At 32.7% G+C, this 25,616-nt stretch carries 25 protein-coding genes, 1 pseudogene and 1 other annotated feature; of the genes and pseudogenes, 18 read left to right on the forward strand and 8 right to left on the reverse strand.

The window, feature by feature from the left end; genetic code table 11:
- The first annotated feature begins 43 nt into the window (after window positions 1-43).
- The 4 genes and pseudogenes from COC46_RS01420 to COC46_RS01435 all read left to right on the forward strand — a co-directional run bounded on the left by COC46_RS01420 (window position 44) and on the right by COC46_RS01435 (window position 3,136).
- Window positions 44-820: an arylamine N-acetyltransferase family protein gene (locus COC46_RS01420; protein ID WP_098807984.1), complete on the forward strand. Its 777-nt coding sequence runs from the start codon at window positions 44-46 to the stop codon at window positions 818-820.
- A gap of 306 nt (window positions 821-1,126) precedes the next feature.
- Window positions 1,127-1,501, forward strand: coding sequence for a DoxX family protein (locus tag COC46_RS01425; protein ID WP_098807985.1), 375 nt, complete (start codon window positions 1,127-1,129; stop codon window positions 1,499-1,501).
- A gap of 77 nt (window positions 1,502-1,578) precedes the next feature.
- Window positions 1,579-1,703, forward strand: a pseudogene (locus tag COC46_RS22525) (pyridine nucleotide-disulfide oxidoreductase); the annotation flags it as partial.
- 614 nt (window positions 1,704-2,317) lie between these two features.
- The gene (locus COC46_RS01435; RefSeq protein WP_098807986.1) at window positions 2,318-3,136 is read left to right on the forward strand and encodes a DUF2935 domain-containing protein; all 819 of its coding nucleotides are present in this window, start codon (window positions 2,318-2,320) and stop codon (window positions 3,134-3,136) included.
- Window positions 3,137-3,411: 275 nt separating this feature from the next.
- On the opposite strand, the gene COC46_RS01440 is transcribed toward COC46_RS01435, so the two are convergent.
- Window positions 3,412-3,879, reverse strand: a complete 468-nt coding sequence (locus tag COC46_RS01440) for a pentapeptide repeat-containing protein (protein WP_098807987.1) — start codon at window positions 3,877-3,879, stop codon at window positions 3,412-3,414.
- Window positions 3,880-4,088: 209 nt separating this feature from the next.
- Window positions 4,089-4,419: a binding site (T-box leader), on the forward strand.
- Between the two features lie 55 nt (window positions 4,420-4,474).
- On the opposite strand from COC46_RS01440, the gene metG reads away from it, so the two are divergent.
- Window positions 4,475-6,112 carry a methionine--tRNA ligase gene (metG, locus tag COC46_RS01445; RefSeq protein ID WP_098807988.1) on the forward strand — a complete coding sequence of 546 codons (1,638 nt, stop codon included), beginning with the start codon at window positions 4,475-4,477 and terminating at the stop codon, window positions 6,110-6,112.
- An 82-nt stretch (window positions 6,113-6,194) separates the two neighbouring features.
- Here the strand turns inward: metG and COC46_RS01450 are convergent, their stop codons facing one another.
- Complete coding sequence (locus tag COC46_RS01450; RefSeq protein ID WP_098807989.1) at window positions 6,195-6,668, reverse strand: hypothetical protein; 474 nt, start codon at window positions 6,666-6,668, stop codon at window positions 6,195-6,197.
- Window positions 6,669-6,861: 193 nt separating this feature from the next.
- Here COC46_RS01450 and COC46_RS01455 point away from each other — a divergent pair, with 193 nt between their 5' ends.
- The 4 genes from COC46_RS01455 to COC46_RS01470 all read left to right on the forward strand — a co-directional run bounded on the left by COC46_RS01455 (window position 6,862) and on the right by COC46_RS01470 (window position 11,035).
- Window positions 6,862-7,764: a PhzF family phenazine biosynthesis protein gene (locus tag COC46_RS01455; protein ID WP_098807990.1), complete on the forward strand. Its 903-nt coding sequence runs from the start codon at window positions 6,862-6,864 to the stop codon at window positions 7,762-7,764.
- A gap of 7 nt (window positions 7,765-7,771) precedes the next feature.
- Window positions 7,772-8,746 carry an HD domain-containing protein gene (locus COC46_RS01460; protein WP_098807991.1) on the forward strand — a complete coding sequence of 325 codons (975 nt, stop codon included), beginning with the start codon at window positions 7,772-7,774 and terminating at the stop codon, window positions 8,744-8,746.
- Window positions 8,747-8,792: 46 nt separating this feature from the next.
- Window positions 8,793-9,467, forward strand: coding sequence for a GNAT family N-acetyltransferase (locus COC46_RS01465; RefSeq protein ID WP_098807992.1), 675 nt, complete (start codon window positions 8,793-8,795; stop codon window positions 9,465-9,467).
- A gap of 239 nt (window positions 9,468-9,706) precedes the next feature.
- Window positions 9,707-11,035, forward strand: a complete 1,329-nt coding sequence (locus COC46_RS01470; protein WP_098807993.1) for a Na+/H+ antiporter NhaC family protein — start codon at window positions 9,707-9,709, stop codon at window positions 11,033-11,035.
- 51 nt (window positions 11,036-11,086) lie between these two features.
- Here the strand turns inward: COC46_RS01470 and COC46_RS01475 are convergent, their stop codons facing one another.
- Window positions 11,087-11,380 carry a hypothetical protein gene (locus COC46_RS01475; protein WP_098807994.1) on the reverse strand — a complete coding sequence of 98 codons (294 nt, stop codon included), beginning with the start codon at window positions 11,378-11,380 and terminating at the stop codon, window positions 11,087-11,089.
- Window positions 11,381-11,680: 300 nt separating this feature from the next.
- Between COC46_RS01475 and COC46_RS01480 the strand changes: the two genes are divergently transcribed.
- Together COC46_RS01480 and COC46_RS01485 are read left to right on the forward strand one after the other, a co-directional pair.
- Entirely contained in the window at window positions 11,681-11,941 is a 261-nt protein-coding gene (locus COC46_RS01480; RefSeq protein WP_098807995.1) for a DUF1292 domain-containing protein, read from the forward strand.
- 214 nt (window positions 11,942-12,155) lie between these two features.
- Window positions 12,156-13,352, forward strand: a complete 1,197-nt coding sequence (locus tag COC46_RS01485) for a dicarboxylate/amino acid:cation symporter (protein WP_098808019.1) — start codon at window positions 12,156-12,158, stop codon at window positions 13,350-13,352.
- A 196-nt stretch (window positions 13,353-13,548) separates the two neighbouring features.
- Here COC46_RS01485 and COC46_RS01490 read toward each other — a convergent pair whose 3' ends face one another.
- The gene (locus COC46_RS01490) at window positions 13,549-14,664 is read right to left on the reverse strand and encodes an aminopeptidase (RefSeq protein ID WP_098807996.1); all 1,116 of its coding nucleotides are present in this window, start codon (window positions 14,662-14,664) and stop codon (window positions 13,549-13,551) included.
- 199 nt (window positions 14,665-14,863) lie between these two features.
- Here COC46_RS01490 and COC46_RS01495 point away from each other — a divergent pair, with 199 nt between their 5' ends.
- Together COC46_RS01495 and ytxJ are read left to right on the forward strand one after the other, a co-directional pair.
- A complete protein-coding gene (locus COC46_RS01495) occupies window positions 14,864-15,361 on the forward strand; it encodes a DUF948 domain-containing protein (protein WP_098807997.1) in 498 nt (165 codons plus the stop codon).
- Entirely contained in the window at window positions 15,327-15,656 is a 330-nt protein-coding gene (ytxJ, locus tag COC46_RS01500) for a bacillithiol system redox-active protein YtxJ (protein WP_098807998.1), read from the forward strand. Before COC46_RS01495 ends, ytxJ begins: the two co-directional genes overlap by 35 nt.
- A gap of 84 nt (window positions 15,657-15,740) precedes the next feature.
- Here the strand turns inward: ytxJ and COC46_RS01505 are convergent, their stop codons facing one another.
- Window positions 15,741-16,091 (reverse strand): rhodanese-like domain-containing protein, encoded by a 351-nt coding sequence (locus COC46_RS01505; RefSeq protein WP_098807999.1) that lies wholly within the window; start codon window positions 16,089-16,091, stop codon window positions 15,741-15,743.
- Window positions 16,092-16,325: 234 nt separating this feature from the next.
- On the opposite strand from COC46_RS01505, the gene COC46_RS01510 reads away from it, so the two are divergent.
- The 4 genes from COC46_RS01510 to ccpA all read left to right on the forward strand — a co-directional run bounded on the left by COC46_RS01510 (window position 16,326) and on the right by ccpA (window position 20,696).
- Window positions 16,326-17,291: an acetamidase/formamidase family protein gene (locus COC46_RS01510; RefSeq protein WP_098808000.1), complete on the forward strand. Its 966-nt coding sequence runs from the start codon at window positions 16,326-16,328 to the stop codon at window positions 17,289-17,291.
- A gap of 4 nt (window positions 17,292-17,295) precedes the next feature.
- On the forward strand, window positions 17,296-18,114 hold the full coding sequence (locus COC46_RS01515) for an alpha/beta fold hydrolase (RefSeq protein WP_098808001.1): 819 nt from the start codon (window positions 17,296-17,298) through the stop codon (window positions 18,112-18,114).
- Window positions 18,115-18,366: 252 nt separating this feature from the next.
- Window positions 18,367-19,437, forward strand: coding sequence for a bifunctional 3-deoxy-7-phosphoheptulonate synthase/chorismate mutase (locus tag COC46_RS01520; protein WP_098808002.1), 1,071 nt, complete (start codon window positions 18,367-18,369; stop codon window positions 19,435-19,437).
- 260 nt (window positions 19,438-19,697) lie between these two features.
- Window positions 19,698-20,696 carry a catabolite control protein A gene (ccpA, locus tag COC46_RS01525; RefSeq protein ID WP_098808003.1) on the forward strand — a complete coding sequence of 333 codons (999 nt, stop codon included), beginning with the start codon at window positions 19,698-19,700 and terminating at the stop codon, window positions 20,694-20,696.
- Window positions 20,697-21,148: 452 nt separating this feature from the next.
- Here ccpA and COC46_RS01530 read toward each other — a convergent pair whose 3' ends face one another.
- The 3 genes from COC46_RS01530 to COC46_RS01540 are packed head-to-tail and all read right to left on the reverse strand — an operon-like array spanning window position 21,149 to window position 23,630.
- On the reverse strand, window positions 21,149-22,321 hold the full coding sequence (locus tag COC46_RS01530; RefSeq protein WP_098808004.1) for an acetoin utilization protein AcuC: 1,173 nt from the start codon (window positions 22,319-22,321) through the stop codon (window positions 21,149-21,151).
- A complete protein-coding gene (locus COC46_RS01535) occupies window positions 22,321-22,962 on the reverse strand; it encodes an acetoin utilization AcuB family protein (RefSeq protein WP_098808005.1) in 642 nt (213 codons plus the stop codon). The genes COC46_RS01530 and COC46_RS01535 overlap by 1 nt, the downstream gene beginning before the upstream one ends.
- Before the next feature lie 35 nt (window positions 22,963-22,997).
- Entirely contained in the window at window positions 22,998-23,630 is a 633-nt protein-coding gene (locus COC46_RS01540) for a GNAT family N-acetyltransferase (RefSeq protein ID WP_098808006.1), read from the reverse strand.
- Window positions 23,631-23,809: 179 nt separating this feature from the next.
- On the opposite strand from COC46_RS01540, the gene acsA reads away from it, so the two are divergent.
- Window positions 23,810-25,528, forward strand: coding sequence for an acetate--CoA ligase (acsA, locus tag COC46_RS01545; RefSeq protein ID WP_098808007.1), 1,719 nt, complete (start codon window positions 23,810-23,812; stop codon window positions 25,526-25,528).
- Window positions 25,529-25,616: the final 88 nt, after the last annotated feature.

The following is a 25,616-nucleotide window of genomic DNA, read 5'->3' on the forward strand; positions in this document are numbered from 1 at the left end:
TAATATTAATAAAAGCGATTGCCTGAGAATGGAGGAACGGTTTATGAGCGACCTTAATTTATTGTTTCGAAAAAGAATTGGTTTACAGTATGATGAGGTGATCAATTTTTATCATTTAAATGTAATTCTTGAAAAAACAGCAAAAAGTATACCTTTTGAAAATCTTTGTATTATGGAAAATAAAACTCAAGAGATTACTAAAGAAAATTTAATTAGTAAATTATTAGTAAAAAATGAAGGCGGCCTCTGTTATGAATTAAATTCAATGCTGTATTTATTTCTACATGAAAATGGATTTAAAGTGAGGTTAGCTAGAGGTGTTGTGTATGACAATTTAGCTCAAAAATATCCTACGTTTGGAAGAACGCATGTAACGATTCTTTTAACACATAATGAAGAAACATACTTAATTGATACGGGGTTTGGGGCTAATCTTCCTTTAAAGGCTGTACCTTTTACCGGCGAAATTATTACTTCTAATAATGGTGAGTTTCGAATTGAAAAAGAGGACACTGAATTTGGAGATTATGTATTGTTAATAAAACTTAAACATAAAGATCTTAATTGGAGAATTGGATATGCATTTGATTCACAAGACATGATTTCAGATGTGTCAGAATTTAACGAGATTCAGACAATTATTGCTGAGCACGTTGAATCGCCGTTTAATAAAACTCCTTTAATAACGCAAATGACAAATGAGGGGAATAAAACGTTAACGAACACTTCTTTTACCCAGTGGAACAACGGTGAAGTAACGAAAGAGGATATTGATGAAAGGCGATATAAAGAATTAGTAAAACAGCATTTTGGACTTTAATAGTTTACGATTTACGACTTTTATGAATACGTCAATATTGGTCCACCTCGATTTAAAATAGCAGTTTATAATAATTATTAAAAAATATAGCAGGTAAAACTGCTTTTTTATTTTGCTTAAAATGAGCTTCTTAAAATTGCATTTTATAAAGAAGACGATTAAAAAACTACTTTTTATTAATTAACTTCTAACGGTTATTTCTAATTTTAGTAAAAATTCTAATCAAATTTTAGATAGAATAGATACATTTACTGTAATATGTGCATTCTTCATTTGTATATATATTAAGTAAAGGGGTGATAAAAAATGGATACTTTATCAATTATCTTACAAATTTTATTAGCTCTTATGTTTTTATTTGCTGGTTTAGGAAAAGTTTTTGGTTCAAAATCAAGTATTGAAACTTTTAATCACTTGCAATTACCACAATGGTTTAGGGTCATTACTGGATTAGTAGAATTAGTTGGGGTAGCTTCATTAATTATTGGTTTTTGGGAAGAAAGCTGGGTTCCAGCAGGTGGATTATTACTAGGTGTTGTGGCAATTGGTGCAATAATAGCACATATTCGCGCTAAGGATTCATTTAAACAAGCCTTTACAATTTTGTTATTAGGTATTATTGGATTTGTACTTTTATGGATTAATTATTCAGATCTCTCTAATTTCCCAGGATTTAAATAAATTACTATCAATTCATGCAGGGATTAATAAGTCTGCGACAGAATTATTACCACTTTACTTAAATCAATCTTATAGCCGGTACAGAGCCACGTATTAAGACTGTACTAGATGTTGATTCGAGTGGCAAAACAAATATAGAAGGATTGTGATTAGTCAATTAAGCGGAAGCCGTTTTGTTGACCACGACGTTTTGAAATCATAATCTATTATTGAATCTTTTATAAGGCGGGGGTTCCCATACATCAGGATAACTGATATACGGGTGCCTTTTTTTATTTGTAAACTAATTTTTAAGTAGATTTTATGAATTGTAGAGTGTGGGTATTTCGGTGGCTAACGATGCATTCTATAGAAAATAGTCAGAGCTCTGTGTGTTTTTAGCTGATTAAGATAAAATTAGAGCAATTTTGTCAGTTTTATCATTTAAAAGTCTTATTATTAAGTCTTAATACCATAACCAGTATGGGTAATTTTATATCTTATTTGCGATTTTTTTGAATTTAATTGCTGTTTCGTAAATTTAATTGCGATATTCGAATTTTAATTGCTGTTTCGTAATTTTAATTGCGATTTTCAAAATTTAATTGCAGGACGCTATTCAATTGCAACTAATCATCGTTTATTTGCACATATCCCCCCTTTATTTGCGACTTTCTCATGTTTAATTGCATAGGCACACAAAATCACTAAATCACCCTCTTTTTAATACTTTAGTATTCTAGTAGCTTTTCCACATAAATAAGATGTATTTGTAATAATTCATTTTTTTATCAATATATTAGGAAGTGAAGTACACCAACGATAGGAGGGGTCCGATTGTCAGATGCATTTATTGCACGCTCCTTAGATGAGATTTTATTCTGGTCGAGGATTATGAAAGAGCATTCACTATTTCTAAAATTAGGATTCAATTGTGATGATACCGAGCTAATTCAAGAAGCAGATCATTTTTATCAAGTTTTTGAGGCAATAGGAAACAAAGCCCAATCGTTCTCGCTTCAAACGGATCCTCAGCAAATTAAACAGTTTAATAATGAGGTTCATCAAGCTGCTTCTATGATTTGGGCATATAAGCGAAAAATCCTTAATTTACTCCTTACTTGTAAAATTACTGGTAATAACTTTCCTTTACTAGTCGACCATACGAGTAGAGAAGCCGCATATTTCGCTAATCGATTGACCGAATTGAACAATGGTCAACTCCAACCGCTACCAGCTGCAATTATTCAGGAAAATGTTTTCTTTTTAAGAATTATGGCAGACCATGCAAAATTTATCGGACACTTATTAGATCCTTCAGAAAGAAAATTAGTAGATCAAGCTAGGGAATTTAGCCATGATTTTGATCAGCTTTTATACCAAGCGGTAGATTTAGAATCAATGAGACCACAATCGGAAACAGTTCCTTTACTTGATCAATTCCTTGATGAAAACCGAGTATCAGTAAAATCACTTAGAGATTTTAAGAAAACAGCCCGTGATTTAATAGAGGCCTGTAAGATTAAAAGTATCATTCACCCACTCCTAGCAGACCATGTTTTTAGAGAAGCAGATCGATTCTTGCATATAATCGACGCGTTCGAAGCACAGTTAACGGGAAATAGTAATCGGAATATTGTACTGGACGACCATTAAATTAATTGTAAATCAGAAAGGATCTAATGAAAGATCTATTAGGCTCTGTTAATATTAATTGTTGATTTTAGTTAAATTCGAGACTAATTGAAATGGAAGGTGCGAAGACTCCTATGGGAAATGCGGGAAACTTTAGACCCCGGAGTCTTGCTCAAGGAGGCTAAAGTCACGCCCCATGGAAAGCGAAGTACCTGGAATGGAGAATCAACACTCTTTTTTAACAGAGCCTATTATTAAAAAATTATTCATTATTTAAGAATTATGTAGATTAATACTCATTTTCTCTCAGTAAAACTATTTAGTAAATCCTCAATTAAAATACCATTAATCTTCATTCCTAATAGATTACAATTATTAATCTCGACATTACTTAAATCACAATCCGTGAACTGACTATTTGATAAATGGCATTTCTCAAATTTTATAGAAATAGACTCATCATCAAGCTCTGCCGGAATGACAATATTACGGAAGCTTGTACCAGCTAAATAGACATGATCAATTACTAAATCTCTTAAATTACCATTTATTATTTTAGAGTTAGATAAATTAACATCTGAAATTCGAGCTCCAAATAAGTTGACGTCATTTAATTCTAGGTTTCTCATGTTTGCATTTGTAATTGTTGAATTGGCCAAGCTTACATTATTAAAATCTAAGCTTTCAGCTTTTACTTCATTAAATGTTGAGAATGACATATCAGTCTTTTGTAACTCAAATAATGCAGTCTTCCAGTTTGACATTACTTCTCCTCCTCCTAAAACATTGATAATTGAATATATTTAACTTTATTTTTCGAATCCCTTCACTTTAAATAAATTTAATTTCGACAAAAGAATTGTAAATGGATCAACTTTTATTTTGTAATCTATACTATATAAAAGGAACAAAATTTGTTATGGAATAGTTTGACTTTTTAATCTATTTTATATAAAATCTTTTTAACATTTGAATAAAGGCAATGAAGAGGAAAAGTAAAATGATGTTATTTTTTTAAAGAGAGCTTCGGTAGCTGAAAAGAAGCATAAATACTCATTTGAACAATGGCCTCTGAGCTTCGTACTGAACGTATTTTCCTACTAGTAGGCTACGACAAGAGTTGGCACTTGTTATCAAAGTCACAGTATATAAGCACTTAATATTTCAGCATGTAGATTGTGTACCCTCGAAAAAAGGGTATTTTGACTGAAAATATTATTTAGCTCGTACTTGCAAAGACAAAAGTATGCAAATACTTTGTGAATTAAGGTGGTACCACGTGGATTTTAAACCTCGTCCTTATCTTTTATAGATAAGGACGAGGTTTTTTGTATTTAATTAAAAGAAGGAGGAACTGTAATGAATATTTTTATTGGAGGAGCTTGGCCATATGCAAATGGTTCCCTACATTTAGGACATATCGCGGCTTTATTACCAGGCGATATATTAGCTAGATATTATCGATTAAAAAAAACTAATGTATTATATGTATCAGGAAGTGATTGTAATGGGACACCTATTGCTATAAAAGCGAAGCAAGAAAATGTAACGTACAAAGAAATTGCAGATCGATATCACTATGAATTCGAAAATAACTTTAAGAAGTTAGGCTTTACCTATGATCTATATACTAGAACTGACGCAGAACATCATCATAAAACAGTTCAAGAAATTTTCTTAACGTTAGTACAAAATGGTTTAATTTATAAAAAGGAAATTGAACAATGCTATTGTGAAAAATTTGAACAATTTCTACCAGATCGTTATGTGGAGGGGGATTGTCCAAATTGTGGTCATCATGCTCGCGGAGATCAGTGTGATTATTGCTCTGTAATTTTAGATCCTTTAGATTTATTAAATAAAACATGTAAGCTTTGTGGGGATCCTCCATCCGTTAAAAATACAGAACACTTTTATTTTTCATTAAGCAAGTTGCAGGATGAACTAAAGGAATATCTTGATTTTGCAAAACATAGTGGAAGCTGGCGTTCGAATGCAATTCAATTAACAGAACGTTATTTAAGTGAAGGGCTCCATGATCGAGCCGTATCAAGGGATTTGCCAAATGGAGTAAGCGTACCAGTTAAAGGGTATGAAGAAAAGAAAATTTATGTGTGGATCGAAGCAGTTTCTGGATATTATTCAGCCAGTAAACAATGGACATTAACAACGAATCAAGATGATGCTAGCTTCTGGAAAAAAGAAACAAAATCATATTATATTCACGGTAAAGACAATATTCCATTCCATTCGATCATTTGGCCATCCATTTTAATGGGTCTAAAGAAAGATTCGCTTCCAACCCATATCGTTTCGAATGAATATTTGACACTCGAGAAGAAAAAGTTGTCCACTAGTAAAAATTGGGCTGTATGGGTACCTGATCTAATCGAAAAATACCACCCTGATTCCATCCGATATTTTTTAACAATAAATGCTCCAGAAAATCGAGATACTGATTTTTCATGGAGGGAATTTATATATAGTCACAATAGTGAACTATTAGGCGCATATGGTAATTTTGTAAACCGTACCTTAAAGTTTATTGAAAAGTATTATAACGGTGAAGTTCCAGAGGGGAAAATTGAACAATCAGTTAGTCTAAGGATTAAAAGGCTTTATGAGGTGGTTGGTTCACATATTGAATCGACTAACTTTAAAAAAGCGTTGGAGGAAATATTTGAGCTTATTCGATTTGCAAATAAATATTTCGATGAAGTTCAGCCATGGAAACAAGTTAGTGAGAATTTAATAGAGTGTCATAATACAATGGCCAGCTGTACTTATGTGATTGCTAATTTAGCGCAAATCTTACATCCATTTCTACCTTTTTCGAGTAATGAAATAAAAGAAATGCTTAATTTACCAAACTTGGAATGGAAGGAGGTAACCCCTATTTTAGTAAAACTTAACGATGTGAATCCTCTTTTTGAAAGGATTGATGTAAGTAGAATAGATGTAGAATTAGAACAGTTGATTAACCAATCCAAAAATTAAATCTATATAGAAAAAAGCATTAATAATCGATTTGATCATTAATGCTTTCTTTTTGAAAAATAATTAAATAATTGCTAAAAATTTAATAAACAACACTAATAAATTCAAAAGCTGTAAATATGAATGATCCAAAAATAATAGTTGCACCTGTTGAAGTAAAATATTCATCAGGGTCGATGATGACAGATGTTTTATACCAACCATCAACATCAGGTGTTACTTCACCGGTTGTACGTGGAGCGAATTTAATATAAAGCATGATTAATAGAGCGAATAGACCGACAAACGGTGCAGTAGATGAAAAAGGCATTTCAAAATATAGTGCAATTAAAAAAGAGATAAAATATAAAACTACGATCGAGATACTTAATTTTGAAAACTGTTTAAGCCAGTAGCGTCGTCGATTGACTGGTTGATCACGTAAAACCGCTTTCATTTTCTGGGAATCTTTGTATCGAAAATATAAACCGACAGGCCATGCAATTAAGAAACAGAATAAGGTAAACACTAAGCATAGTAAAAGTTTTGCTCCGAAAGCTGTTATGAATAATGACATATTTTCCTCCAAAAATTTATGATTAGTATTATTTTATCAAAATTTCAAATTAATCATATTGGGAAAATGTGATTAAGCTATATTAATAGGTTAATTATGTATATGATTAAATTAATAATATAAAACGAAACTCATCATCATTTTTAATTGAAAGTAGTAATAGAAATTAAAAATAACCTAATGAGGTGTGAAAATGAAAAAAATTAGAGTATACCATTATGATGCTTTTAGTAAAGAGCCTAATAAAGGAAATCCAGCTGGAGTTGTTTTAGATAGTGATACTTTAACTGAAAAAGAAATGCAGGATATTGCGAAAAAAGTGGGATTTAATGAAACGTCATTTCTTTTAAAATCTAATGTTGCCGATCATAGAATTCGTTATTTTACTCCTGGTCACGAAATGGATTTATGTGGCCATGGGACTATGGCAGTAATTTATGCTTTAGTTACTAGAGGAATAATTGAATTTAACAATGAGTTAACAATTGAAACAAAGGCTGGAATTTTACCAATTTCCATACATAATTCAAATAATGAGATTTACATAACGATGAAACAAAAAACACCTGAGTTTGTTGAATTCAATGGTTCGATTGATGAAGTAGCTTCTTCAATTGGAATTAGTGTAGAGGAAATTGATTCAACCTTACCAACACTATATGGGAGTACAGGTGCATGGAATTTACTTTTACCGATTAAAAAGTTAGCTTCATTTGAAAAGATGAAGCCTAATAATCAACTTTTTCCAAGTATTTTAAATGAAATTCCAAACGCGTCTATACACCCATTTTGTTTAGAAACATATGATTCAAATGCAGATTTCCATGCTCGCCATTTTTCTTCAGCATTTTCAGGAACAATCGAAGACCCAGTTACAGGAACCGCATCAGGGATTATGGGAGCTTATTATGCTAAATATATTAATAGTGTTGTGAATGATGTAATTGATTTAGTTGTTGAGCAAGGAACGGAAATTCAAAGAGACGGACGTGTAAAAGTAAAGGTAAAAAAAGTAAATTCGAATTATGAAATAGAAATTACTGGCAATGCTGTATACGTGAAAGAAATGGAATTTCATATTTTAAGTAGAAAGTAGGAATAGAATGATTTTGAATGATGAACTATATGGGCAATACAAAATAGATAATGTACTTGTTGAATTAATAAATACAAAACCTATTCAACGATTAAAAAAAATTCATCAGGCTGGTGCTACTTATCTAGTAGATCCTCGCTTTAATGGAACGCGATATGATCATTCTATTGGGGTAATGTTGTTAATAAAAAGGCTAGGAGGTTCTATAAAGGAACAAATTGCTGGTTTATTACATGATGTATCTCATACGGCATTTTCTCATGTAATTGATTTTGTGTTTGATATAAATGAAGAAAATTATCATGAAACAATATTTGAAAAAGTAATTTTAGATTCTGAGATCCCGTCAATACTCGAAAAATATCAAATTGATATTAATGAAATTTTTGATATAGATAAATGGGAGTTACTTGAAAAAGAACTTCCGAAGCTATGTGCAGATCGAATCGATTATACACTAAGAGATATGTATACATATTTTGGAATAACTAAAAATGAAATGAATGCATTTTTAAATTCATTAATAATTGTAAATGGAGAAATCTGCGTAAACTCTATTGAAATGGCAGAATGGTTTACAAAGATTTACTATAAGCTTGCGATTGATTATTTTTTAGGGCCGGTTAGTATTTATTCTTACGACTCTCTTGCGAAGATTATTAAGCTTGCATTGAAAAAGGAATATATTAAGTTAAATGATTTATTATTAGACGATCTCCAGTTTATGAAATTAATTCAAGAAAGCAATGACAAAGAAATTCTAAAATTAATAAACAGTTTAAATACGAAAGTTGAACTTGAAGAAAATGAGCAGGCTTTTGATATTCATCGAAAAGGTAAAAGAAGAATCATCGATTTATCTGTATCATTAGATGCTAAAACCGTTAAACAAGCATCTTTATTATCTACTAGTATTGCAGAGATGAATAAAATCGCAATTGAAAAATCGGAAAAAGGCACATTCGTAAAAATAAAAAGATAAAAATTAAAGTATGTAAACTAACCATTGTTAAGCAGGGGGAATCCTTTTGAAATCAGAGCTAGAACTTATGGAAATGCATATTAATGTATTATTTAAACATAATGAAGTAGGGGAAATAACACTTATAAATGAACCACCATATGAAATAGCCCCACGATTTTATATAGGAAGTACAAAAAAAGGAAATGTGAAAAGATTTTTAAAAGGTCTTAAAAGTGAGGATCTAAATGAATTAGAGAAAGTCTTTGATACAAATGATAGTATTCCTTTAGTAAATATCATACAAATTTTAAATAAAGATCATCATATAGACAGTTTATGGATTGGTCCAGCGTACGTATTTCAAACAGTTAATAAGATATCATCTAAAGCAATAAAAATTACCGAAGCAAACAAACAATGTTTATTACCAAACTTTCCATATACATATGAGGAACTAGAGTTGAAGGAACCATGTTATGCAGTTATTGAAAATGATATAGCTATATCGATTTGCTGCAGTGCAAGACAGTCAGATGAAGTAGCTGAAGCAAGTGTACATACACTCGAGAATTTTCGTGGAAAAGAGTATGGCTTAATTGTTTCAAATGCATGGGCTGAGGACGTACAAAGCCAAGGACGAACTGCACTTTATAGCACTTCATGGGATAATTATGCATCTCAAGCTGTCGCTCGAAAATTAAAATTAGTTCAATATGGAACAGATATTCATTTTAGTTAAAGGGTCGTATAGGCTAGTCCTTGAAAAATTAATCGATCTCCCATTAATGTAAATATCATTAATATGACTAAAGAAATGGACATAAATTATTAAAGAACAATAAGGAGCACTACTTCTAAAACTGAAGTAGTGCTTTTTAATTGAATTATAAGTGTTTTCTTAATCAAAAGCTTATATAATTAATGAATGATATTTAATCAATTTTTGAGTAATAAATCTTTTTGAAAGAAGGAGACCCATTGGCTCGATATTCAGTTAAACAAGCAAGTTTCCTAATTTTAGTAACTTTGACTGGAATTATTAGTTCCGTTATATTCCATATCTCTCTCGTATTTGGCATATTACCGGGATTAATTTTTTTAATCGTATTAAGTTTAAAAAGAGGATATGAAGTTAGAAATATTATGAAGTTAAGTTATGTAGGTGTTGGTAAAGTTAAAATTGTTCTTTTTATCTTATTTTTAATTAGCTTTTTACTCCCTTCTTGGTATTTATCAGGAACGATTACATCAATGGTATCGATTACTTTGCAGGCAATTAATCCACATCATTTTTTTGTATTTTGTTTTCTAACGACGATGATTTTTTCGATGATTTTAGGGTCATCAATTGGAACATTGAGTGCTTTAGGAGTTCCTCTTATTAGTAGTGCAATATTACTGCATATACCAGTGGAAATATCAGCAGGAGCGGTTATTTCAGGTGCATTTGTCGGTGATCGTACTTCACCTTTTTCAAGTGCACATCAATTGTTAGCTAATATTCTTGAAACCACTGTTAAAAAACAAGGAAAAGCAATGCTCCTTACATCTATTATCGCTGTAATCGTAACTTTCATATTTTTTAGCATAATGGATCTACAATTTGCTAAAGGAATTACTGAAACTCATCATGCAATCGTAAACAATAAGGACATTTCTTTTATTCAATTTATACCTCCAATCTTATTAGTTGCACTCGTTTTATTTAGAGTAAATATTATCTATTCATATATGATTAGTATTTTATCTGGTAGTTTAATAGCTTTATATAACGGAGTTTCTTCTAGTAAAATTGTGCATTCTTTTTGGAACGGAATCGAAGGACTTGGTGGAGGACTAAGTCATATGTATAGCTTGTTACTGTTTATTGCAGTAGCAGGAGTTTATAATGCATTATTGGATGAGCTTAATATCATACAGCCAATGTTAGATAAATGGCTTCAGACTTCAACTTCTATGTTATCTGATACATTGAAAACAATTGGTGCATCAGCAATTATTTGCGTAATAGCAGGTAATCAAACAATGCCAATTATTTTAACAGGGGGATCTTTCTTGACTCATTGGTCAACTAAATATAGTAAAGAGGAATTGGCACGTTTAATGGCTGATACAACTTTATTATTTCCAGCGATGATTCCATGGAATGTACTGGCGATCATGAGTAGCACAGTAATTAATATGAAATTACATGAGTATTTACCGTATGCAATATTCTTATGGCTTCTTCCATGTTTAACTATTTTTATCAACGTGTTTAAAAAGGTTAAGACATTTGAAACGACGAAGTATGAGGCTAGTTCATAAAAGAAGGGCAAAAAAAGAGATAAATAGCTATTAGGCTATTTATCTCTTTTTTTATAATACATTAGCAGCGTTTAATTCCTTTAATTGTCTAACAGTAATGCTGTATTTTGTGCGGATCGCTTCTAATTCCATAATTGCCACATCAATGTATTCAGGTTCGGCATGAATAAAATTAATTTCTTTTAGCTCTAGAAGTTTTTGTAGGCTTCGTAACTCATTATGTAAAATTTGAGAGGGTGTTTCTTCGATTAATTGGTTTTTAGTAAAACGTTGAAAGAATGATTTTAATTTAATCGTTTTTTTTCTAGCTATTTTTTGTTCTTGGCTTGTTATTAATTTTGGCATTAGTAATCCTCCCTAAATATAGAAAATATCTACTATTTGAAGACATAGAACTTGTCCAACTTAATAAACTTGAAAGAAACATAATAATTGGTTGTTCTAAATCATATTTCAGTAATGGGAAGAATATTCTTGTTAATTATTATTTTTATGAAAATTGATTTAAAAAAGTGGTTTAAAAGTAGAGCGATTTAGAAAGGCTTAAATTGTATTTAGAATTTAACGTTTTGCATCATTCTGGTACAATAAAGAAAGTTTTGTTTTAATGCAAAATGAATTTGAAATAAGTGAGGTCATGATATTATGGAAAAAATTGAAGTAGGTCAAATTCTTTCGTTAAGTTATGAAGAAGGAGACGAGCAAGATTACGAAGTACTAGGCTCTATCAAGATTGAAGAATATGAATACATAGCTGTAGGTTTACTTGAAGACGTTGAAAAAGAAAGTGAAGAAGAAATGGATATTTACTTCTTAAGAATTGAAGAAGATGGCGAGTTTTATGACATTGAAACGGAAGAAGAATTTGAAAAAGTTTCAGCAGCTTTTGAAGAGGTTTTAAGATAAATAGTACAGGAATATTGGATAGGGATATCCAGTATGATATAGGAAGTATGTCTTAATTTTAAGTTGAAAAGAACACTTGTAGATAATGCAAAGTGTTCTTTTTTGTATGTTTATGTAGTAATATGTAGATTTTATTAAAATTTTGGCGTACAAACTATTAAATTTTCGGTATACTAGCTATAGCAATTATTTTAGGAGGAAGCTTATGAAATTAATAAAAAATTACGCTTTCCCTTTGATTTTACTAAGTGGTATCATCATAGGTTCAGTCATCGGTTATACAAATGAAAGCGTAGGAATTGCCCTTAAACCAATAGGAGATTTCTTTTTAAACTTATTATTTGTAGTTGTTGTACCGCTTGTATTTTTCTCGGTTGCATCAAGCTTTGCAAATGGTGGGGGAGAAAAGTTCGGTAAGATTATTCGAAATATGTCAGGAGCCTTTTTATTTACAGGTATAGTAGCTGCAATAATTATGCTTGTTGTGATGAAATTTTATCCACCTGCACATGGGGTTAATATCCCGATCGTTAAGCCAGATGCGACTGATAAAGTATCAGTTGCGGAGCAAATTGTTAACACATTTACAGTTAATGATTTCTCAGGCTTATTTTCAAGAAGTAATATGTTGGCGATTATCGTATTTGCAGTATTAGTTGGATTAGCAACGAATAAAGCTGGTGATAAAGCTGATATTGTAAAAAAATTATTATCAAGTGGTAATGTAGTGATTATGAATATGGTTAACTACATTATGTATCTTGCACCTGTAGGGCTTGGAGCGTATTTTGCATATCTTGTTCCAACATATGGTGAGGAATTACTAGGTTCATATAAGAGAGTTTTTATTTTATATTATGTAACTTCTATTCTATTCTTTTTTATTTTTTATAGTATTGTTGCTTATATGGCCGGTGGTCGATATGGATTTAAAACTTATTGGAAAAATGTATGGCCATCTACGTTTACGTCTTTAGGAACTTGTAGTAGTGCAGCAACGATTCCAACAAATTTTGACAATGCTGAAAAAATGGGTGTATCTAAAAATGTAAGAGAAGCTGTCATTCCTATAGCTAGTGCACTTCACAAAGATGGTTCTGTTATGGGAGGCGTTGTAAAAATTGCCTTTGCCTTTGGTGTATTTGGCATGAATTTCTCAGGCATGAATATTTATCTTGTAACGATTGGTATTGCATTATTAGTTGGTATGGTAATGGGAGCAATCCCAAATGGTGGAATGATTGGCGAAATGTTAATTCTTTCTCTATTTGGATTGCCAATCGAATCTTTACCAATTCTTGCAGCAATTAGTGCGCTAATAGATCCACCTGCAACAATGTTAAATGCAACAGGTGATTTATCTGTGAGTATGTTAATTGAAAGAATGACTAACGGCAAAAAAGCAGCATAAAAATGAAGGCTGGGAGATTGAATCCCAGCCTTTTTGCTTTTTCCTATCGATTGTTTCAGTCATTATACCACCATTAACATGAAGTACTTGGCCGGTTACAAAGGTACTGTGCTGGATGCTCAGAATTAGATCAAACAGATTAGATTAAAAAAAAAGAACACATAGTTAAAAATTACGTGTTCTCTTCTACTTACAATTATTTTAGATTTTCAGGGTTTAATCCTTTTAATTCATCGATTACGAATAAACCATCTTTACGGATTAATACGTCGTCGAAATAGATTTCTCCTCCGCCGTATTCAGGACGTTGGATACAAACCATATCCCAGTGGATATTTGAGTTGTTGCCATTGTATGCTTCATCGTATGCTTGACCTGGTGTGAAGTGGAAGCTTCCATCGATTTTTTCATCGAATAAAATGTCTCCCATTGGGTGTAAGATGTATGGGTTTACACCAATTGCGAATTCACCGATAAAGCGTGCACCTTCGTCTGTATCAAAGATTTTGTTGATACGCTCAGTATCATTAGCAGTAGCTTCAACAATTTTACCATCTTTGAATTTAAGTTGAACATTTTCAAATGTAAAACCATTATTTGGAGATGGCGTGTTATAAGAAAGTGTACCATTTACTGAATTACGAACTGGTGCTGTAAATACTTCACCATCAGGAATATTCATTTCACCAGCACATTTAATAGCTGGGATATCTTTTATTGAGAATGTTAAATCTGTTCCAGGGCCTTTAATTTGTACTTTGTCAGTACGATTCATTAAATCTACAAGCGCGTCCATTGCCTTATCCATTTTACCGTAATCTAAATTACAAACGTCGAAATAGAAGTCTTCAAATGCTTCTGTACTCATTTTTGCTGATTGAGCCATTGAATCTGTTGGGAAGCGTAGTACTACCCATTTCGTTTTTGGAACACGGATTTCTCTATGTACTTTCTTACCGACTGTTGCTCCATGAATTTTTGTTTTTTCATCCGGAACATCAGAAAGCTCACTAATGTTTACGCCTGAACGTAAACCAATGTATGCATCCATATCTTTCATTACATTCGCTTCGTATTCTGCTACTTTATTAAAGTGCTCTTCAGTAGCACCCATTAATAATGCGCGATCTACTTTATGATCTTTAATTGATACGAAAGGAAAACCACCAGCAGCATATGCTTCTTTAACTAAAGCTGTAACTAATTCTGTTTCAAGCTTAAAGTTTTCAATTAAGATTTTTTCTCCTGGTTGTAATTTTACTGAGTAATTGATTAAGTTTTTAGCTAATTTTGAAATACGTGGATCTTTCATCGAAAATTCCCTCCAATAATTATAACTATATACCTATTGTAAACTATTTGGTCAGTTTTGTTTACTATAGTATTCTTTTTTTACAAAAGAATTTGAAAACTTGTTTAACGACTAGTTTAGTGTTTGGTAAAATTTGTAGTATAATACGAAATAAGTGATTAAATTTGTGGAAGACTAAGAAGGAAAGGGGTTTTTTCGAATGGATTTAATTTCAGTTAGCGTATTAATTGCAGTAATCGCATTTGTGATCTTAGTTGTTTTTATTAGTCGTACTTTATTCAGACTTGAAAGATTGTTTAGAGGTATTGAGTCAACCGTTGTTGAAACGCAAAAAGATTTACATAATGTTTGTGTAGAAGCTGTTCAATTAGTACATACTTCGAATCACTTAGCAAATGAAGCTAAAATTTTAATTAATAATTCTAACGAACTTACAAAAGATATGCGTGAACGAGCAAAATCCCTTGATGTATTAGCTAAATCAGTCGAAGAAGTTGGAGTTACAATCTCAGAAATGAATGAAAAAGTACGAGATACTGCTAATAATGTATCGAATACGGTAAAAGTTAGTACTGAAAAAGTTTCCCAAGTAGTAAATTGGGGAACAACAGCAATGGATATTTGGGAAAAGTATAAAACGAAGCGTGAGGGAAAAAAGAAAAATGGTAAATCGAATATCAACGATTCAACAATTTGATGAACTAATTAACAGCGATGAAAAATTTGTTTTTTTAAAGCACAGTACCACATGCCCAATTAGTCATGCAGCTTACACTGAATTTTTAGCATTTGCATCTGCATATGAAAATGTACCGTTGTATTATTTACAAGTTCAAGATGACAGGGAATTATCAAATTATATTGCTGAGAAAACGGCAATTAAACATGAGTCACCGCAGTTATTTATTTTTGAAAATGGAGAAGCGCTTTTTAATACTTCACATTTTTCAATTAAAAAAGATGAAATTGAAAAAGCTTTACTAAATAAATAAAAAAGAATGCACCTTAGTTTAACTTAAGGTGCATTTTTTTGTAGATTACTCTACCTCAAATCCAGCTTCTTTCCATGCAGCAGTTCAACCATCGATATATGCCACATCAGTGAATCCCATTTTTTTTAGTAAATAAGCTCCTAGAGATGCTTGACCACCAGCACCACATGTTACAAGAACAGGGCGGTTTCGATCTGCCAATTTAGGTTCACGTAAATGCTCAGGTAATTCTAAATCAGCACGGATTGGAAGCATTCCAAGTGAGATATTCAGACTGCTCGGGATTAATCCGCATGCTCCTGCATCAGCCGCGTCCTGTACATCAATTACTAATGTATCTGGATTAGATTTAATTTTTTCACGAGCCTCCGCTGAACTAATCCCTGATACATTTTCACGTGCTTCTCCAACCATTTGTTTGAAAGTAATTGCCATTTTTACTCCTCCAATATAATAAAATCGGATATTCCTAAAATTGGAAATCTCATCTATACAATACACCGAATGTCTTATGTAATTCAAATGCGCTTTAGTCAATGATTGAAATTAAAGGGAAAAAGAGAAGTGAGTATCTACAATAATAAACAAGGGAAATTAACTTACGTGCAGAAATTAGTTATAGTTAAATTATTTTTACATACTTATTAGAAATAGAAAGAAGGCGTAATGATGTCTGAAACATATAAATTTAAAACAACAAATCAGCACCTACATGCATCATTTTGTAACGAGTATAAACCAATTTTATTAATCAGTTCTGGTGACTCAATTGAATTTGACACGATTGATATTGGATGGGGTTATACAGATCAAGATGGAGAAAGAGTAAGATTCGTGTCAAGGGAGATGGAAAAAGAATGGGGTCATCCTATGGTAGGTCCATTTTATATAGAAGGTGCAAAGCCGGGGATGACACTTGAAATTAAAATAAATGAATTAAAATCGGGCTGGTACGGCTGGAATTGCTCTGGTGGTAAAAAGAACTGGCAAAATAATGCGTTAGGTATTTCGGAAGAACTAGAAGTAACACTTAATTGGTCAATAGACGAAGTTAATAATACAGCGAAAACAAAAATAAAAGAATTGGAAGTTTCAGTACCATTAATTCCATTTTTAGGTGTTTTAAGTACAGCTCCTGCAGAATCTGGTGTGCATTCAACAATACCACCTAGATATTGTGGTGGAAATATCGACTGTAAAGAGCTGGTAGAAGGCAGTGCTGTGTACTTACCGATAGCAGTAGAAGGAGCACTTTTTTCTGCAGGTGATGGACACGCTACACAAGGAGATGGAGAAGTATCAGGTCAAGCAATTGAATCACCTTTTGATAAAGTGAATCTTACTCTTACCCTAAAAGAAGATCTGCATATTACTATGCCAAGAGCTAATACTCCAGCAGGCTGGATTACTTTTGGGTTTGATGAAGATTTGAATAATGCAACTGTAACCGCATTAAATGGAATGGTTGAGTTAATTCAAGAGCTGTACGGAATAGAAAAAACAGAGGCGGTAGCATTAGCTAGTGTTTGTGTTGATTTGAGAATTACTCAAATTGTAAACCGTGTGAAGGGTGTACATGCGGTATTACCTCACAATATTGATATCAATAAAATAAATAGTTTAATTGGAGGTTAATAAAATGCCTTTTTGTACTATCAATAATATAGACATTCACTATGAATTAAAGGGGGAAGGAAAACCAATTGTAATGATTCATGGATTTACACCCGATTCTAGTTTAATGCAAGGTTGTATGGAACCAATTTTTACGAAAAGAAATGGTTATAAAAGGATTTACTTTGATCTTCCGGGTATGGGTAAAACAAAGGGTGGAGCAAGTGTTAATACGACAGATGATATGCTGGACATTGTTTTAGCGTTTATTGACACAATTATACCGGATCAATCATTTTTATTAGCAGGAGAATCTTACGGGGGATACTTAGCTCGAGGAATTATTGCAAATAAACCTGAAAGAGTAGAAGGTGCTGCATTTATTTGCCCGATGATCATTCCAGAATTTGAAAAAAGGTCACTTCCAAACCATTCGATCATTTTGGAAGATAAAAATTTTATAGACCAATTAAATGAATATGAAAAAAACGATTTTCGTTCAAACAATGTTGTTTTAAATGAAAAAACTTGGATTCGTTATAAAAACGAAATTGTTAGTGGATGTTCGATTGCTGATCAGGAATTCTTATCAAACATAAAGAATAACTATGGTTTTTCTTTTGAAATAGATAAAACTATGTTTAATGCACCAAGTCTATTTTTAGTAGGATTACAAGATTCAGTCGTTGGATATAAAGACGCATTTAAAATTCTAGAAAATTACCCTAGAGCAACCTTTGCAATTTTAGACAAAGCCGGCCATAATCTTCAAATAGAACAAGATGGGTTATTTAACTCACTGATTAATGAATGGTTAGACAGAGTATTAGAAGTAGAAAAATGACGTTTAGTTTACAAATTATTTTTCAACAGAGGCTAGAAGAGTTTTCATTATAACTCTTCTTTTTCATTTGGCTCTGTTAAAAAAGANNTTAATATTAACAGAGCCTTTCATTTAGATACACATATACCCCACGAAAAAACAAACTATTCACTAAAAAAACATTTTACTAAAATAATGCTCATGTTTTGATTAGCTTTCAATAAAGTGTCATAATAACAAATGAGATATTGGTATTTGCAAGGAGGATTTAAATTGACCAACAATGATTTAGAACAACTAAGAAGCGAAATAGACGAGATTAATCATCAAATATTTGAGTTATTAAATAAAAGAGGCGAAATTGCTAAGAAAATTGGAGTTGCAAAAATAGATCAAGGTGTAAAACGTTATGACCCAGTAAGGGAACGCAAGATGCTTGATCATATTGCTGAAATTAATGATGGTCCATTTAGTACGGCAACGCTTCAACATATATTTAAAGAAATTTTTAAAAGTAGCTTGGAGCTTCAAGAAGAGGATGATAAAAAGGTACTGCTTGTTTCAAGAAAAAGAAAATCTGAGAACACGATCGTTAATGTAAATGGTGTTAATATTGGTGATGGCAGCCCAATTATTATTGCAGGTCCATGCGCAGTTGAGAGCTATGAACAAGCTGATTCTGTAGCTAAAGTGTTGAAGGAACAAGGAATAAAAATTATGCGTGGTGGTGCATTTAAACCACGAACTTCTCCTTATGATTTCCAAGGTCTAGGTGAAGAAGGCTTGAAGATTTTAAAAGAAGTTGGCCAAAACCATGGTTTAGCAATTATAAGTGAAATAGTAAGCCCAGAGCATATTGAAATGGCGTTAGATTATGTTGATATCATTCAAATCGGAGCAAGAAATATGCAGAACTTTGAGTTGCTAAAAGCAGCAGGTTCTGTAAAAAAACCAATTTTATTAAAAAGAGGTTTATCAGCGACAATAGAAGAATTCATTTATGCAGCTGAATATATAATGTCAGAAGGTAATCAAGAAATTATTTTATGCGAACGAGGCATAAGAACATATGAAAAAGCTACTCGAAATACATTAGATATTACAGCTGTTCCAATCTTAAAACAAGAAACGCATTTACCAGTATTAGTAGATGTAACTCATTCAACAGGAAGAAGAGACTTACTAATACCTGCTGCGAAAGCAGGATTAGCAATTGGAGCTGATGGTATTATGGCAGAGGTTCATCCTGATCCTGCAACTGCTTTAAGTGACTCATCTCAGCAAATGAATTTTGATCAATTTGACCAATTTATGTCTGAAGTTAATTCTTTCAAAAATCGATAATCAATATAAAAGCGCTGGCTGAACGAAATCAGTCGGCGCTTTTTTGAATAATTTGTGAACGTTTGTTTTAAATTAGCTGTATATAGTGATAATCTACGAATAATTTAAATTTTTTACTAGTAGGTCTATTGAACGAAGATTCGTTTCACTATAAGATAGAATGAAGCACTATTTTTGTGGAATATTACGTTTTATGACTATTTTACTTAAATAAAAAACAAACTACATAATAGATAGAATAAAATAGAGGAGTGAAGAAAATGACGGTTACGATTTATGATGTGGCACGCGAGGCAAACGTTTCCATGGCCACAGTTTCACGAGTAGTTAATGGTAATCCAAATGTTAAACCTACTACACGCAAAAAAGTAAATGAAGCGATCAGTCGTTTAGGATATAGACCAAATGCAGTAGCAAGAGGGCTAGCAAGTAAAAAAACAACAACGGTTGGAGTAATTATTCCAGATATTTCAAATACTTTTTATGCAGAACTTGCACGTGGTATTGAAGACATTGCAACAATGTATAAATACAATATTATTTTAAGTAACTCAGATGAAAATATTGAAAAAGAAATTACACTAATTAATAATATGTTAGCGAAACAAGTTGACGGAATTTTATTTATTGGTGGTACAATTACTGATGTTCATAAAGAAGAATATGAAAAGGCTGGAGTTCCGATCGTATTAGCAACAACATATGACGAATCTAATAAAATACCTTCAGTTAATATTGACTATGCTCAAGCAGCTTTTGATGCAGTTGATTATTTAATTAAAAAGGGTCATCAAAAAGTAGCATTCGTAAACGGTCCAACCGAAACTAATATTATTGGACTAAGCAAATTAGAAGGCTACAAACGTGCTTTACAAGAAAATGGTATTGAGTTTGATGAAGAGTTAATTACTTATGGTGACAACACGTACGAATCAGGAAGTGAAGCTTTTGAATCATTTCATGAGCGTAATATTATACCAAGCGCAATTTTCGTAGCTTCTGATGAAATGGCGATCGGTGTAATCCACAGTGCCCAAGACCATGGAATTTTAGTTCCGAATAACTTAGAGGTTTTCGGATTTGATAATACGAGACTTGCACTTATGGTACGTCCAAAATTATCATCTGTTGCGCAACCAATGTATGATATTGGAGCAGTTGCAATGAGGTTATTGACAAAGTATATGAATAAAGAGACAGTGGAAGACAATACTGTAATTCTTCCTCATCATCTTCAAATTCGACAATCAACAAAGTAATTTGTTAGAAAAGCTTAGGATATTTGATCCTAGGCTTTTTTTAATGGGGTTTTAAGGGGGACGATAAGTGCGGGTGAAGAAGAGGTTCGATTAAAGAGGGGGAGCCAAATAAAACTTAGAATGTCGCAATAACGTAGAACGGCAAATAAAATCTGGGAATCGCAATTAAATTTTGTGAAACTGCAATTAAAATCCGAGAATCGCAATTAAAATCCGTTAAACTGCAATTAAATCGATCAGAATCGCATTAAGAAAGAAGATTACTTATACCAGTTAAGGTATATCTAAACGATTTTCCAAAATAAAAGGTCCTTTTTAAAGGAAAACTAGCAAATTTGCTCTGATTCTATCTAAAATCGATTCGGTTTAGAAATAAAATCTACTAATTAGGGAACAAAAATCTACCAAAAATAAAATGCGCAGTCGGAATCCCCTCTGACAGCGCATAGTATTTAAATAAATGGTTTCTTTTGTTGGATGTGTAATGGCTCAAGTGCTCGGTATAGGACTTGCTCGTTGTATTCATCTATTTCCTTTTTTCTTGGAATAGGTTTTACGATTGATGGATTGTCTGTCCAAGTAGTAGGTAATTTAACATTAGCAATTTTCTGCCATTTTTCTAGCCAGCTATCCGCTATTTGTTCTGAAGATGGTTGTTGATTTGTCATTGCAAGCCATACATGCGACCAGGCTCTTGGTACTACTCTCCAGTAATCGTATCCTCCGCCAGCGACTGCAATCCATCTTCCATCGCAATGTTTATGGGCGATTTCGTGTGCGATTTTTGGGATTTCTTCGAATGTTTTCATTGTCGTACAGAGATGCGTCAGTGGATCGTAACAATGTGAATCAGATCCATTTTGTGTGAGAATAACATCAGGTTTGAAATATTCAGCCACATCGTTTATTGCTTTTTTATAGCTTGCTAGAAATGAATCGTCTTCAGTGAATGCGTCAATTGGGAGATTAAATGAGTATCCAAATCCTTTCCCTTGACCTCTTTCGGTTACTGCACCTGTACCAGGAAACAAATATCTACCGGTTTCATGGATGGACAAAGTACAAACAGTTGGGTCATCGTAAAATGCCCATTGAACTCCGTCGCCATGGTGAGCGTCTGTATCTACATATAACACTTTTAAGCCGTATTTTTGTTGAATGTATTTTATGGCGATTGCACAATCATTATAAACACAAAAACCAGAGGCCTTCCGTTTAAAACCGTGATGGAGTCCGCCACCTAAATTAAAAGCATGATTGGATTTACCTTCTAATACTGCATCAACTGCTGTTAATGTTCCACCAACGATTAAAGAACTTGCCTCGTGCATGTTTTTAAAGATAGGAGTATCTTCGGTTCCTAGTCCATACTGTTCAGCGATATTTGTACTAACTGGTTCGCGACTTGCTTTTTTAACTTGTTCAATAAACTGTAAATCATGAAAAAGGAGCAGTTCTTCATCTGTTGCTAGTCTTGGTGGAATAATGTCGTGATCATTTAATAGATTGCTAGATTTTAATAGCTCATAAACTAATTGAGAGCGAATCGGATTAAAGGGATGCTTTTCGTTAAATTGATATGCATGGTATTCTTCACTATAAATTAAATATGCGTCCTTTTTCATCATGATTCACTCGCTTCATTTGGCCAAAGAATTTTATATCCTTCATTTTTTAAGATTTGAATGATCGTAAGTGGATTCATCGTTTGAATTCTAAATACAAGTACTTTATGATCTACTTCTTTTGCAGGGTAAACAAGTACGCTTACAATATTAATGTTTTCTCTTGAAAATACATTTACAACGTCACTTAAAATACCTGAATGATCGTGGACTAAGATTTCAATTTGGGAGCTAGGTTGATATGCACCTGTTAAAGTTACTAGAGTATGTAGTACGTCAGTTTCGGTTACAAGCCCTATAAATTTTCCGCTAGAAACTACTGGTAAACACCCTATTTTATATTGGTAGAAATAAGTTGCGACTTCTTCTACAAAGTCAATTGGACTACATGTAATGACATTCGTAGTCATAATCTTTTCAACTTGAACTTCAAGTACGGATGAAACTGCTTGTGGAAATAAAGTAGAAGGTAAAGCATCACGTACATCACGATCTGAAATAATTCCAGCTACTTGACCTTCTCCGTTAATAATTGGAATATGACGAACTTTACCTGTTCGAAAAATTGTTACTGCTTCACCGATTGTATTTTCTTTTTTTAAAGTAATGTTTGAACTGCGCATAATATCCTGAATAAGCATTAGTTTAGATCCTACCTTTCGAGATTAAAGTTCAATTAGTACATATATCTTTGTAAAAAGCGTAGTGCGTCAAATGCTTGAATTTCTTCAGTTGTAACTCGTTTCCCTATTCTTGCCATTAAACAGTTTGCAGGGTGCGAACAGATTTCTGGATCATCGGTTGCAAATTGGATGAGTCCACCGGCATTCATCATTTTTTCCATCATTTTTCGATATTCCCATACATTTAATGCTGTACCTTTTAAATCCCAATGCCAATAATACTCTGTTGTAATAATAATATAGTCTTCCATTGCGTCATCGAGCATTGAGAGGATCAACATGTTTTTGGCAACTGAAAAACCTCTAAATTCAGGTATTACTTCAATTGCTCCAAGCTCTATTAAATTTTCTAGAGTCGTTTTTGACCATCTTTCAAGTGGATCTGGATATAAATATGTTACGTAACCTACTATTGTTTGATCAAGTCTAGCAATGATAATTCTAGCTTCTGGTAGACTAGCAATTTCAACAATGGCTTGATGTTGTTGTGCTGGTTGTCTAAATGAAGTTAAGTTATCGTGAAAATGATATGTTTCAAGTAAGGCAGATTCGACTGGTCCCTCTATAATTAATTCACCATGTTTTGTTTGAATTGTTTTTGAAAAATATTTTTTTGGGTGATCCAATATTACTCACTCCCTTTAGAAAACACCTTTTTTATTATCATACTAAAAAATGAAGGAAAGACATACAGGAAAAAAATCAGTAGATGTCTAATACTTATTAATGGCAATTTATTAAAAATACTGAAAATTAAATCTTATCATTGTATAATGATAGTAGAGAATATCAAGGAGGGATTTATATGAAGGTGGAAGCGCTTCCTGTAAAAAACGGACAATTTAATTTAAAAAACTATGAGGAAACTTATAAGAATTTTAAGTGGGAAGATGTTGAAAAAGAATTTTCTTGGTATACAACACAAAAATATAATGTAGCTTATGAGGCGATCGATCGTCATGCAAATTCTGATCGTAAAGATAAAGTTGCATTGTATTATAAAGATGATAAGAGAAATGAAAAATATACTTTTGAGGAAATGAAAAATAATTCAAATAAGGCTGCAAATGTCTTAAAACAATTTGCTGATGTTGAAAAAGGTGATCGAGTATTTATTTTTATGCCTCGTCAACCTGAACTATATTTTGCTCTTTTAGGAGCTTTAAAATTAGGTGCGATTGTTGGGCCTTTATTTGAAGCATTTATGGAAGGCGCCGTGAAGGATCGTTTAGAGGATAGTGAGGCAAAAGTATTAGTAACAACGCCAGAATTATTGTCACGTGTTCCAATTAATGATTTACCTGCATTAAAAACAATCTTCCTTATAGGGGATGATATTGAGGAAGGCGGTAAATTTGTAGATTTTAAAGCACGTTACAAAGAGGCAAAAACAGATTTTGAGATTAGATGGTTAAATCGTCATGATGGCTTAATTTTACATTATACTTCTGGTTCAACTGGAAAACCAAAAGGTGTTCTTCATGTTCAACAAGCAATGATCCAACACTATCAAACTGGTAAATGGGTGACGGATCTTCAAAAAGATGATATTTATTGGTGTACAGCCGATCCAGGTTGGGTAACTGGTACGTCTTACGGTATTTTTGGACCGTGGTTAAATGGTGCTTCTAACGTAATCTTAGGTGGACGCTTCAGTCCGGATGCTTGGTATGAAACAATTCAAGAATTCGGTGTAACTGTTTGGTATAGTGCTCCTACAGCATTCCGCATGCTTATGGGGGCAGGAGAAGATTCCATTAAGAAATATGATTTAAGTTCTCTTCGTCATATATTAAGTGTTGGTGAACCTTTAAATCCTGAGGTAGTACGTTGGGGTGCGAAAGTATTTAATTTACGAATTCATGATAATTGGTGGATGACAGAAACTGGAGCTTCACTAATCTGTAACTATCCATGTATGCCAATTCGCCCAGGTTCAATGGGGAAACCATTCCCTGGAATTGAGGCAGCGATCGTAGATAATAACGGGAATGAAGTTGCTCCTTATACGATGGGGAATCTAGCAATTAAAAAGGGTTGGCCATCGATGATGAATACAATTTGGAATAATGAAGCAAAATTCCAATCATACTTCTTAAATGATGAGTGGTATGTTTCGGGTGATTCAGCTTATATGGACGAGGATGGATATTTCTGGTTCCAAGGTCGAGTGGATGATGTAATTATGACTTCTGGTGAGCGAGTAGGTCCATTTGAAGTAGAAAGTAAGCTTGTTGAGCATCCTGCAATTGCAGAAGCAGGTGTAATCGGCATACCAGACCCTGTACGTGGTGAAATCATTAAAGCATTTGTTGCTTTAAGGGATGGTTATGTTGCTTCAGACGAATTGAAGGAAGAAATCCGTAATTTTGTAAAGCTAGGATTAGCAGCACATGCGGCACCTAGACAAATTGAATTCCGTGATAAATTACCAAAAACTCGAAGTGGAAAAATTATGCGAAGAGTATTAAAAGCGTGGGAGTTAGACCTTCCAACAGGTGATTTATCAACAATGGAAGATTAATAAAAAAGAAAAAACCATTGGAAATTATATAGTGAACCCTTTATGTGGGACACGAGAAAAAACACCCCTTATGTCGTATAGTAAACTA

The sequence above is a fragment of the Bacillus sp. AFS041924 genome (assembly GCF_002577195.1).
GTDB lineage: Bacteria > Bacillota > Bacilli > Bacillales > Bacillaceae_G > Gottfriedia.

Coding starts and splice junctions, on each gene's coding strand:
- COC46_RS01425 (WP_098807985.1), top strand. CDS start 1,127: ATGGATACTTTATCAATTATCTTACAAATTTTATTAGCTCTTATGTTT.
- COC46_RS01510 (WP_098808000.1), top strand. CDS start 16,326: ATGTCTGAAACATATAAATTTAAAACAACAAATCAGCACCTACATGCA.
- ytxJ (WP_098807998.1), top strand. CDS start 15,327: ATGGTAAATCGAATATCAACGATTCAACAATTTGATGAACTAATTAAC.
- COC46_RS01530 (WP_098808004.1), bottom strand. CDS start 22,321: ATGAAAAAGGACGCATATTTAATTTATAGTGAAGAATACCATGCATAT.
- COC46_RS01460 (WP_098807991.1), top strand. CDS start 7,772: ATGATTTTGAATGATGAACTATATGGGCAATACAAAATAGATAATGTA.
- metG (WP_098807988.1), top strand. CDS start 4,475: ATGAATATTTTTATTGGAGGAGCTTGGCCATATGCAAATGGTTCCCTA.
- COC46_RS01420 (WP_098807984.1), top strand. CDS start 44: ATGAGCGACCTTAATTTATTGTTTCGAAAAAGAATTGGTTTACAGTAT.
- COC46_RS01495 (WP_098807997.1), top strand. CDS start 14,864: ATGGATTTAATTTCAGTTAGCGTATTAATTGCAGTAATCGCATTTGTG.
- COC46_RS01455 (WP_098807990.1), top strand. CDS start 6,862: ATGAAAAAAATTAGAGTATACCATTATGATGCTTTTAGTAAAGAGCCT.
- COC46_RS01480 (WP_098807995.1), top strand. CDS start 11,681: ATGGAAAAAATTGAAGTAGGTCAAATTCTTTCGTTAAGTTATGAAGAA.
- COC46_RS01490 (WP_098807996.1), bottom strand. CDS start 14,664: ATGAAAGATCCACGTATTTCAAAATTAGCTAAAAACTTAATCAATTAC.
- COC46_RS01440 (WP_098807987.1), bottom strand. CDS start 3,879: ATGTCAAACTGGAAGACTGCATTATTTGAGTTACAAAAGACTGATATG.
- acsA (WP_098808007.1), top strand. CDS start 23,810: ATGAAGGTGGAAGCGCTTCCTGTAAAAAACGGACAATTTAATTTAAAA.
- ccpA (WP_098808003.1), top strand. CDS start 19,698: ATGACGGTTACGATTTATGATGTGGCACGCGAGGCAAACGTTTCCATG.
- COC46_RS01505 (WP_098807999.1), bottom strand. CDS start 16,091: ATGGCAATTACTTTCAAACAAATGGTTGGAGAAGCACGTGAAAATGTA.
- COC46_RS01450 (WP_098807989.1), bottom strand. CDS start 6,668: ATGTCATTATTCATAACAGCTTTCGGAGCAAAACTTTTACTATGCTTA.
- COC46_RS01535 (WP_098808005.1), bottom strand. CDS start 22,962: ATGCTTATTCAGGATATTATGCGCAGTTCAAACATTACTTTAAAAAAA.
- COC46_RS01475 (WP_098807994.1), bottom strand. CDS start 11,380: ATGCCAAAATTAATAACAAGCCAAGAACAAAAAATAGCTAGAAAAAAA.
- COC46_RS01515 (WP_098808001.1), top strand. CDS start 17,296: ATGCCTTTTTGTACTATCAATAATATAGACATTCACTATGAATTAAAG.